8 protein-coding genes are annotated in these 6512 nt (G+C 73.9%); 4 read left to right on the top strand and 4 right to left on the bottom strand.

Features of this window, described 5'->3' with window-relative positions; translation table 11 throughout:
- The 3 genes from ACFE60_RS11600 to ACFE60_RS11590 all read right to left on the bottom strand — a co-directional run.
- Positions 1 to 1035, bottom strand: a 1035-nt coding sequence (locus tag ACFE60_RS11600; protein WP_375389014.1) for a substrate-binding domain-containing protein, incomplete at its 3' end; no start/stop codon positions are given.
- Positions 1036 to 1158: 123 nt separating this feature from the next.
- On the bottom strand, positions 1159 to 1665 hold the full coding sequence (locus tag ACFE60_RS11595; protein WP_375389013.1) for a gluconokinase: 507 nt from the start codon (positions 1663 to 1665) through the stop codon (positions 1159 to 1161).
- Between the two features lie 89 nt (positions 1666 to 1754).
- Positions 1755 to 2810, bottom strand: a complete 1056-nt coding sequence (locus tag ACFE60_RS11590; RefSeq protein WP_375389012.1) for a D-2-hydroxyacid dehydrogenase — start codon at positions 2808 to 2810, stop codon at positions 1755 to 1757.
- Positions 2811 to 2986: 176 nt separating this feature from the next.
- Here ACFE60_RS11590 and ACFE60_RS11585 point away from each other — a divergent pair, with 176 nt between their 5' ends.
- The 3 genes from ACFE60_RS11585 to ACFE60_RS11575 are packed head-to-tail and all read left to right on the top strand — an operon-like array spanning position 2987 to position 5060.
- Positions 2987 to 3439, top strand: coding sequence for a hypothetical protein (locus ACFE60_RS11585; protein WP_375389011.1), 453 nt, complete (start codon positions 2987 to 2989; stop codon positions 3437 to 3439).
- Entirely contained in the window at positions 3436 to 4164 is a 729-nt protein-coding gene (locus tag ACFE60_RS11580; protein ID WP_375389010.1) for a response regulator transcription factor, read from the top strand. The genes ACFE60_RS11585 and ACFE60_RS11580 overlap by 4 nt, the downstream gene beginning before the upstream one ends.
- Positions 4161 to 5060: a sensor histidine kinase gene (locus ACFE60_RS11575; protein WP_375389009.1), complete on the top strand. Its 900-nt coding sequence runs from the start codon at positions 4161 to 4163 to the stop codon at positions 5058 to 5060. The genes ACFE60_RS11580 and ACFE60_RS11575 overlap by 4 nt, the downstream gene beginning before the upstream one ends.
- A 7-nt stretch (positions 5061 to 5067) precedes the next feature.
- Here the strand turns inward: ACFE60_RS11575 and ACFE60_RS11570 are convergent, their stop codons facing one another.
- On the bottom strand, positions 5068 to 5760 hold the full coding sequence (locus ACFE60_RS11570) for a hypothetical protein (RefSeq protein ID WP_375389008.1): 693 nt from the start codon (positions 5758 to 5760) through the stop codon (positions 5068 to 5070).
- A 270-nt stretch (positions 5761 to 6030) separates the two neighbouring features.
- On the opposite strand from ACFE60_RS11570, the gene ACFE60_RS11565 reads away from it, so the two are divergent.
- Positions 6031 to 6512, top strand: a 482-nt coding sequence (locus ACFE60_RS11565) for an NAD(P)-binding domain-containing protein (RefSeq protein ID WP_375389024.1), incomplete at its 3' end; no start/stop codon positions are given.

Raw genomic sequence — 6512 nt, 5'->3', positions numbered from 1 at the left:
CACCGCCGCGATGGTGGGCGTCGCGAGGTCCGGGAACGCCTTCACGAGCTCGGGCACCGTGGTGATCTGCTTCTCGCGCAGCACGTCCTGCGTGATGAGCGCCGGGGGCACCTCGATGGCGGCGTCGACCGTGCCTCCGGTGGCCTTCAGGTACGCGGCGCGGACGGTGACCGCGCCGACGTTCGCCGGGTCGGTCGCCGCTGTCGCCACCCAGGGGCTGCCGTCGGCGGTGATCGCCTCGATGTCCGCGTTGGAGATGTCGGCGCCGTAGACCTTGATCTTCGTGTTCAGCTTCAGCTCGTTCACCGCCTGCACGGCGCCCTTCGCGAACTCGTCGTAGGGCGCGAGGATCGCGGTCACGTTCGGATGCGCCTGCAGCGCCGCCTTCACCTGGTCGGCGGTCTGCGCCGCGGTGGAGTCGTTGACGACGCCGACCTGCGCGACCTGCTTCAGGCCGGGGTTCGCGGCCTTGACCGACTTCCAGACCGCGTCGCGCTTGTCGAGCGGCGCGTAGCCGGCGACGTACGCGTAGACGACCTCGCCCTTCCCGCCGGTGTCGCCGACCAGCTTGTCGGTGATGTCCTTCGCGATCGTCGCGTCGGACTGGTCGATCGTGGTGACGTCCGTGCTGCCCGTGTCGACGTCGAACGACACGATCGGGATCTTCGCGTCGATCGCGGCGGCGACCGGCGCCTTCAGGGAGTCGGTGAAGCCGTGGTCGACGATGATCGCACCCGGCTTCGTGGCGGTGGCCTGCTGCACGGCGAGCGCCTGCTTCGCGTTGTCGCCGTCCGCGTCGTAGACCTTGAGGCTGACGCCCAGCGTCTTCGCCTCCGCGTTCGCGCCGGAGAGCCACTGCTCGTAGTAGTCGCCGGTGCCCAGCTGGCGGACCAGGGCGATGGACACCGACTTCGTGCTGCCGGAGGCGCCGGAGGCGTCGGACCCCGCCGCGGTGCCGGAGCACGCGGTCAGGGCGAGCGCCGCGGATGCGACGAGGGCGAGCGCCGCCGGGAGGCGGAGGGTGCGCGGGGTCATGGAGGCTCCGTTCCGTTCGGGTCGTGCTGTGAGGCGGTGCGGCCTCGACCCGGATGGGCACGCTAACGAGCGCGGCGGCGGCGGCGCACGGCGGGCCGACACACAACGCAACGTGGGCGCGGATCAGCCCGCGACGAGGGCGAGCACCCGGTCCGCGACGTCGCCGGACGGGTGGCTGAACGGCAGGGTGCCGCCGGGCTCGTCCGCGCCGAGCGGCTCGAGCGTCGCCAGCTGGGAGTCGAGCAGCGACGACGGCATGAAGTGGCCCCGCCGCAGCTGCATCCGCCGCTCCAGCTCGTCCCGGTCGACCTCGAGCAGCACGAACCGCGCCTCCGGCTCGCCCGCGAGGATCCGGAGGCGGTACGCGCGCTTCAGGGCGGAGCAGGCCATCACCGGGGTGCGGCCGGCGTCGTGCTCCTGCGCCATCCGGCGGCCGACGGCGTCGAGCCACGGCGCGCGGTCCTCGTCGGTGAGCGGGTGGCCGGCCGCCATCTTGGCCACGTTCGCGGCGGGGTGCAGGTCGTCGGCGTCGAGGTAGACGCCGCCGTCGATGCGCGCGGCGACCGCCTCCGCGACCGTGGACTTCCCGGACCCGGACACCCCCATGATCACCAGCGGCGGCGTCGGCATCCGCGCATTCTTCCTCGTTACGGCCGGATCTCCGACGCGCCGCACTGCTCGCGCCGCCCTCCGGCGTGTCGGCGGATCGAGCCTGAACCTCAGTAGAACTCGCGGGTGTTGACCGGGTTGATCAGGGGCTCGCCGTCGAGGAAGCGGGTCGCGTTGCGGGCGAAGAGGTCGGCGATCAGGTCGTCCTCGCGGTCGCTGAGCGCCGCCGTGTGCGGGCTGAGCAGCACGTTCGGCAGGTCCCACAGCGGCGAGTCGGCGGGCAGCGGCTCCGGGTCCGTGACGTCGAGCGCGGCGAAGCCGACCGTGCCGTCGCGGAGGCGCTCGATCAGCGCCTCCTGGTCGATCACGGTGCCGCGGCCGACGTTCGCGACGACGAGGCCGGGCTTGACGGCCGCGAGCACCTCCGCGCTCACCAGGTGCCGCGTCTCGTCCGTGCCCGGCAGCGTGACGACGACGCCGTCGTACTCCCTCACCCGCGCGGCGAGGTCCCTCGGGTGCACGACCTCCTCGACCCCGTCCACCTCCACGGCCCGGCGGCTCGTCCCGCTGACGTGGACGCCCTGCCCCGCGAGCCGCTCGGCGACGAGGCGGCCGATCGAGCCGAGGCCGACGACCAGCACCCGGCTGCCCTCGAGCCGGCGCATCATCCAGCGGTCCTGCGCCCAGTCGTGCGCGCGCTGCGCCTCCTGCAGCCGCGGCAGCGTCTTGAAGCCGGCGAGCAGGCCGAACACGCACCACTCCGCGAGCGGCACCGCGTGCACGCCCGCCGTCGTCGTGAAGCGGACCCGCCCGAGCTCCTCGTCGGTCAGGCGCGCGCCTCTGACCTGCGCGCCGCCGCCGGCCGGCATCAGCTGCACCCACTCGAGCGCGGGGTTGGCGCGCAGCGTGCGGGCGAGCTGCGTGGGCTGCTCCCCCGGGATGCCGTACAGCACCTGCGCGGAGTCGACGAGGTCCTGGAACCGCCGCTCGTCCGCCGGGGAGCGCTCGAACGACGGGTCGCCGCCGTGGTCACCCGGGTGCTGCTGGGGCGGGAGGAGGTCCTGCGGCACGACGAGGTCGAGGCGCGGCTCGGCAGCGCGGATCCGGTCAGCGAGGTGCTCGGGCAGGGGCGTCGCGGCCACCGCGCGCAGGCGTCGATCGGTCATCCCTCGAGCGTAGGAGGGCGGTCTGAGCGAGCCGATCACGGGCGGGAGGGGGACGACGGCGAGGCCGGTCCCCGGGCAGGTGTGTCGCAGGACTGCGACACACCTGCCCGCCGGCGCGTCCGGGTCGCCCGTACAGTCGGGATCCGATCATCGTGGCGAGAGCGGACGGAGCGACCGTGGCGCGGCTGCTGGGGATGCTGATCTGCGTCGCCCTCGCCCTGACCGGCTGCACGATCGCCGTCTCCGACCCGGGTCGCACCACCGCGGCCGGCACGCCGAGCACGACGGACCGATCATCGGCCTCGGCGCTGCCGACCGTGCCGCGGTACAACCTCGCCGGCGTGCCGGAGGTCTTCCCGATGGTCCCCGGCTCGATCGCGCGGGTCTACCGCGACAACACGACCTACGCGATCTCCGGATCGATCCGCGTGCGCGACCCCGGGGCGGCGTACCGCTTCTGGGTGCAGCGGCTGCCGCTGGCAGGGTACCGCGTCCACGCTGCGGACTTCCTCGACGGGTACGGCCAGATCCGCGTCTCGGGGCACGGCTGCGACCAGGTGGCCGGCAGCTCGACGGTGCGCCTGACCTTCACCGGGACGAACGACGTGCACTACACCTGCACCTCGTGACCGCGGGAACGGGACCGGTGCGCGAGCCGCCAGCGGTGCTGCTCGCGGACGACGACGCGGCCGTGCGCGAGTCGCTCGGCGCCCACCTGCAGCGCAGCGGGTTCCGGGTCCGCACGAGCCGGGACGGCCTGGAGGCGCTGGCGGCGTTCGCGGAGGACCGGCCCGACGTCGTCGTGCTCGACGTCGCCATGCCGAGGCTCGACGGCCGGGCGGTGCTGCGCCGGCTCCGTGCCGAGCACGGCTGGGTCCCGGTCATCCTCCTCACCCGGCTCGGCGCCGCCGCCGACCGCGCGGTGGCGCTGGACGAGGGCGCCGACGACTACCTCAACAAGCCGTTCGAGCCCGTCGAGCTGGTGGCCAGGATCCGCGCCGTCCTGCGGCGCCCGGCCGGTCGGCCGGCGATCGGCGCCGCATCGCTCGTCGCGGGCGACCTCCGGCTCGACCGGATCGGCAGGCGGGTCCACCTCCGCGGGAGGGAGCTCGTGCTGACCCCGCGCGCGGTGCTGCTGCTCGAGTACCTCGCGCTGCGTGCGGGCGAGCTGCAGACCCGGGACGCGCTGCTCGAGGTGCTGTGGGGCTTCCAGCATCCGATCGGCACCCGCGCGGTCGACAACCGCATCGCGGAGCTGCGGCGAGCGCTCGGGGACGACCCGGGGCGGCCGCGCTGGATCGAGACGGTCACCGGGCAGGGCTACCGGTTCGTCCCGGAGGTCGATCAGCGGTGAGCCGCCGCCGCGCAGCCGCCCTGCTCGCGCCCGCCGCCGTCGCGGTCGGCGCGGCGGGCCTCCTGCTCGTCGCCGCGCCGATGCTGACCGTCACCGTCTCCTTCACCGCGGTCGCCGCCGCGCTGGTCGTGGCCGCCCTCGCCGCCGTCGTCGCCGTCCTGCTCCTCGAGGCCGCTCGACGGCGGGCGTCGCGCGAGCAGGAGCTGGAGGCGCGGCTGCACCGGAAGGCGGCCGACTCGCATCGGCGCTTCGTCGCGCGGCTCGATCACGAGCTGAAGAACCCGTTGACGGCCCTGCTGTCCGCGCTCGCCGCCGACGATCCCACGGGGTCGCGGCGCGCTCGGGCGCAGGCGGACCGGATCCGGCGCCTGCTCGCGGACCTCCGGCGGATCGCGGACGTCGAGGCCGCGCCGCTGGACCGGGTCACCGTGCTGGTCGAGCCGCTGCTGCGCGACGCCGTCGAGCTCGTCCTCGCAGAGACAGGCGCCGCACGGCAGGTCCGGATCGACGTGCCGACCGCTCCCTGGCCGCCCGCCCTCGAGGGCGATCCCGACCTGCTCCTCATCGCCGTCTACAACGTCGTCGCGAACGCGGTGAAGTACACGGACCCGGACGACGTGATCGAGGTCCGAGCCCGCGAGGCACGCGGCGCGACCGCGATGGTCGCGATCGAGATCGCCGACACCGGCCCCGGGATCGGCGCCGACGACCAGGGGATCGTGTGGGAGGAGCTGGAGCGCGGCCACCCTCCCGCCGACGTCCCCGGCAGCGGCATCGGTCTGGCGCTCACCCGGGTGATCGTCGACCGGCACGGCGGGCGCTGCGAGCTGACGAGCCGCGTGGGGCAGGGCACCTCCGTCGTGCTGGAGGTGCCCGCAGCCCGGGCGGCCGGATGACGGCTCATCACTCGAGGACCGCGTCGATCCCGGCCGCCTTCCCTCCGGATCGGACCGACACGGTCGGCGACGTCGCCCGGGTCCGCGCGTCGCCGTACCACTCGGGGTGCACGTCGTCGGTGCGGCCGTCGGGCCCGTACGCGGCGAAGCGCACCTTGTAGTCGCCCGCCTCCACGAACAGGTGGAAGTGCCCCGCCGCGTCCGGCCGAGCGGTGTTGACGCCGGCACCGCGGACACGCCGCCCCGTCGCCGCGTCGTACAGCTTGACGATGCTCCGCACGGAGGTGTTCCCGTCGGCGATCGTGACGGTGCCCGCGATCTCGCCGGTCGCCTCGAGCCGGCGATCCACGCGGTAGGTGCTTCCGCCTCTGGCGGTGAACGCCGCCTTCGTCGCCTCGAGGAAGCGATCGCGGCTGTCGGTGAAGCGCATGAAGATCCCCGCACCGCCCGCCACGTGCAGGGCGTAGCGCCCGGTCGAGCCCGTCCTGACGACGTCGGAGCGGTCCGGATCAGCGCCCGGTGCGTTCGGATCCTCGCCCCGGCCGGCGTACACGGTGATCCCGGCCAGCGGCTTCCCATCGAGCGAGCGGACGTGGCCCGTGATGGTCGCCACCGGCATCGGCTGCGGCGTCGCGGCGAGCGCGGGGCCGGCGGCGACCAGCGCTCCCCCGACCAGCGCGATCACTGCGACGCCGATCACGGTCGTCCTCGGCTTCGTTCTCATGCCCTGCTCTCCCTCCGCCACGGGTCACAGCACGCGGCGGATTCGCAGAGTAGGGCGGTCGATCCCTCCTGCCGAAGCGATCTCGCCGGGTGTGCCAGCACTGCGACACGGCCCGGCCCGCGCCCGGCCTCCGCCTCCGGTCGGAGAGCGCGCATGCCCCGGCGATACGCTCGGCAGCGGCATTCGACGTGAGGAGAACACGTGAGCGAGCAGCCGGTCGGGGTCGCCGACATCGGGGTCGTCGGGATGGCGGTCATGGGGTCGAACCTGGCGAGGAACCTCGCCCACCACGGCAACGTGACGGCCGTCTACAACCGCACCGACGCGAAGACGGACGACCTCATCCGCGACCACGGCTCCGAGGGCGAGTTCGTGCCCAGCCACGACATCGACGACTTCGTCGCGAGCCTGAAGAAGCCGCGCGTGGCGATCATCATGGTCCAGGCGGGCCGCGGCACCGACGCCGTGATCGACCAGCTGGCGGACCGGTTCGAACCGGGCGACATCATCGTCGACGGCGGCAACGCGAACTTCCTCGACACCATCCGCCGCGAGCAGGACCTGCGGGCCCGGAACCTCAACTTCGCCGGCACCGGCATATCCGGCGGCGAGGAGGGCGCGCTGAACGGCCCGTCGATCATGCCGGGCGGCTCCGACGACGCGTGGACGCGGCTGAAGCCGATCCTGGAGTCGATCGCCGCGGAGGCGGAGGGCGAGCCCTGCGTCAC

This window comes from uncultured Amnibacterium sp., from assembly GCF_964245895.1.
In the GTDB taxonomy this organism is placed as follows: domain Bacteria; phylum Actinomycetota; class Actinomycetes; order Actinomycetales; family Microbacteriaceae; genus Amnibacterium.
This window is presented reverse-complemented; position numbering and strand designations above follow the sequence as displayed.